We start from the raw sequence: 2,700 nt of genomic DNA on the forward strand, positions 1-2,700 counted from the left end.
TGCAGCGGGCGTTCGCGCACATCAATCCACAGATCTACGTCTCGATGCAGGGGCCGAGCGAGATGGGCATGAGCCCCGAGGCGTCGCTCGCGCAGTGGGACCGATTCGACCACCTGCCACGCATCGAGGTGCCGACGCTCGTCATCGGTGCTGAGCACGACACGATGGATCCGGAGCACATGCGTCGTATGGCGGTCGCGATGCCGAACGGTCGGTTCCTGCTGTGCCCGGACGGCAGCCACATGGCGTTCCACGACGACGAGGCGACGTACTTCGCCGGGTTGCTGGACTTCCTGAGGACCTTGGACGGACGCGCCGGGTGATCTCCGTCGGCTGACCGACAGCGCTGATGGCGCGCCTCGTCGCTACATCGAGCGGTAGGCGACCCACCCCCGACCGACGCGTCCGGGACGACCGTGCGGTGCAGGCGGCAGCATGCCGGCACCGCCGCCACCCGGCAGCGACTCGGGATCGTTGCCGACGCCGAGCAGGCTGCGTGTCACCTGCTGGCTCGAGTCGGACAGGTCGTCCAGGGCGCGGGTGACGTGTCGCCCCTCGACGACCCGCAGCGGGCCGTCGTCGCCGTCGGCGCGCTGGTCATGCAGCGCCTCGAGCACCGCGCGGCGGACGAGCTCCTTCAGGAAGGACGCGGTCACACCCTCGGTGCGATCGCGCACCTCCTGCCGGTCCTCGTCGGTCAGCGCGGTCGGCACCTCGGCGGCGTACAACGCGAACAGGCGCGCACGCGCGTCGGCGTCGGGCAGACCGATCTCGACGGCCACGTCCACCCGTCCCGGCCTGGCGGCCAGTGCCGGCTCGAGCAGGTCGGCACGGTTCGTCGTGAGCACGAACAGCAGGTCGGCGTCCGGAGCAGCCCCGTCCATCGCGTCGAGCAGCTCGAACAGCACCGGGCTCGACCCGGGCCCGAAGCTCCGGTCCTCGGCGACGAGGTCGACGTCCTCGAGGATGATCGCGGCAGGCTGCAGCTCGCGAGCGAGGCCGGTCGCGCCCCCGATCGCGTGCAGCGCCCGGCCGGTCAGGACGAGCCGCGTGTAACCGGTCAGCTCCCCCAGCAGATACCTGGTGGTGTGCGTCTTGCCCGTCCCGGGCGGGCCGTAGAGCAGGAGGCCGCGCTTCAAGTGCTGCCCCGCGGCCAGCAGCCGGTCGCGGTGCGCGGCGACACCCAACGCATGCCGCTCGACCCGGCGCAACACCTCGTCGGGCAACACCACGGCATCACGGGGCGTCGGACCGATGTTCGCGAACGAGATCGCGACGCCTCCGAACGGGTTGAGCCCGACGTCCAAAACATGACCGCGGTAGACGTTGTGCTCGCGCCGCAGCGACTCGAGGCGCGCGTGCACTGCCTGGGCTGCGGTCACCGGCAGACCGGCGATCTCGACCGCGAGCCCCTGTTCGTGCTCGGTGGGACCGTTGACCAGCACGACGTAGCGCCCGAGCTCGTCCTCGACCAGGACGAGTGCGAGCAGGAAACAGGCGAGTGTCGTGGACGGACCGTTCGCCAGGTCGACGAGCGGTGCTGCCGAGAGCGCGATGGGCGGCAACGCCTCGCCACTGACCAGCTGCTGCAGGCGAATGGGTCCGTGATGCGGCGGAAGCGCGATGCCGCTGACCGTCACCGACCGCCCCCGCTCGGCCATCCAACGGTCGAGTGCGGTCTGCAGATTGACATGGTCGAAGACGGGCACTGCGCGGGACACGACCGAGTGGTCACGCCCGTTGGTCTGCAGGTGATCCGCAACGAGACGGACGACTTCGTTCTCGGGTCGCTCGGGCGACCACTGCTGCGCCCAGTCGAGGAAGCGCTGCACGTCGGTCGCGAAGCGGGCAGCATCGAAGTCGGTCATGCGGACATCTTCGCGCGTGCGCTCCGCTCAGTCGGCCTGATTTATGGCAGTGAGCAGTCGTGCCGTCCAATGAACGTAACTTGCTGCGTTGGGTTGTCCGCAAACCGGTCGGGCAGGCCGTCAGCATGCATTGGCACGCTGCCAACAACGCGAAACCCCCAATTCATAACGATTTCGTGGCCTCAAGCGCTGTTTTTCGAACACGTTTTCGGGTAGACTGATGGCATGGTGGCACCGGCGGTCGAGGCGTGGACGCTGCCCGCTGGGCACGCCGAGATCGACGACCTTCTGGGGGCGTCGACGGCGCTCGCGAGCGAGACGCAGCTGCTGGACGCGGTGCGCTCGGTCGAGGCGTTGCGGTGCCGGCTCGCCGCACTGGACGCGGCGGTGCTCGCCGAGGTCGAGCGGCGCGGGATCGCGGGGAAGCGGTCGCAGCAGAGCACGAAGGCGTTGCTGCACGCGATGCTGCGGATCGACCCGGCCGATGCCGCCGCTCGGGTCAGGGCCGCCGGGTCGGTCGGGCCGCGGCAGGCGTTGACGACCGGTGAGCCGCTGGCCGCCCGGTTCCCGCAGGTTGCCGCCGCGCTGGCCGACGGCCGGATCAACCCCGACCACGCCCGCGTCATCGCCCGCTGCATCGACACGCTGCCCGCCGATGTCCGCGAGCAGGCCCACGACCACGTCGAGACGCTGCTGGTGGAAGCGGCAGTCCAGTCCGACCCCGTCGTCGTCCGCAACCTCGGCCACGACGTCCACGCCTGGCTCAACCCCGACGGCACCCTCCCGAACGACCGCCTCGCCCAGCACGACCGGGCACTGGACCTGCGCGTCC

The 2,700-nt window shown here is 70.2% G+C and carries 3 protein-coding genes; 2 read left to right on the forward strand and 1 reads right to left on the reverse strand.

Annotated features, from left to right (window positions below; translation table 11 throughout):
• On the forward strand, window positions 1–323 hold a 323-nt coding region (locus ACTHMS_RS01190), incomplete at its 5' end, for an alpha/beta fold hydrolase (protein WP_440304849.1).
• A 42-nt stretch (window positions 324–365) separates the two neighbouring features.
• On the opposite strand, the gene ACTHMS_RS01195 is transcribed toward ACTHMS_RS01190, so the two are convergent.
• Window positions 366–1,868 carry an AAA family ATPase gene (locus tag ACTHMS_RS01195; RefSeq protein ID WP_440304850.1) on the reverse strand — a complete coding sequence of 501 codons (1,503 nt, stop codon included), beginning with the start codon at window positions 1,866–1,868 and terminating at the stop codon, window positions 366–368.
• Window positions 1,869–2,093: 225 nt separating this feature from the next.
• Here ACTHMS_RS01195 and ACTHMS_RS01200 point away from each other — a divergent pair.
• On the forward strand, window positions 2,094–2,700 hold a 607-nt coding region (locus tag ACTHMS_RS01200), incomplete at its 3' end, for a DUF222 domain-containing protein (RefSeq protein ID WP_440304851.1).

This window comes from Jatrophihabitans sp., assembly GCF_051960575.1.
Lineage (GTDB): Bacteria > Actinomycetota > Actinomycetes > Mycobacteriales > Jatrophihabitantaceae > JBQCEE01.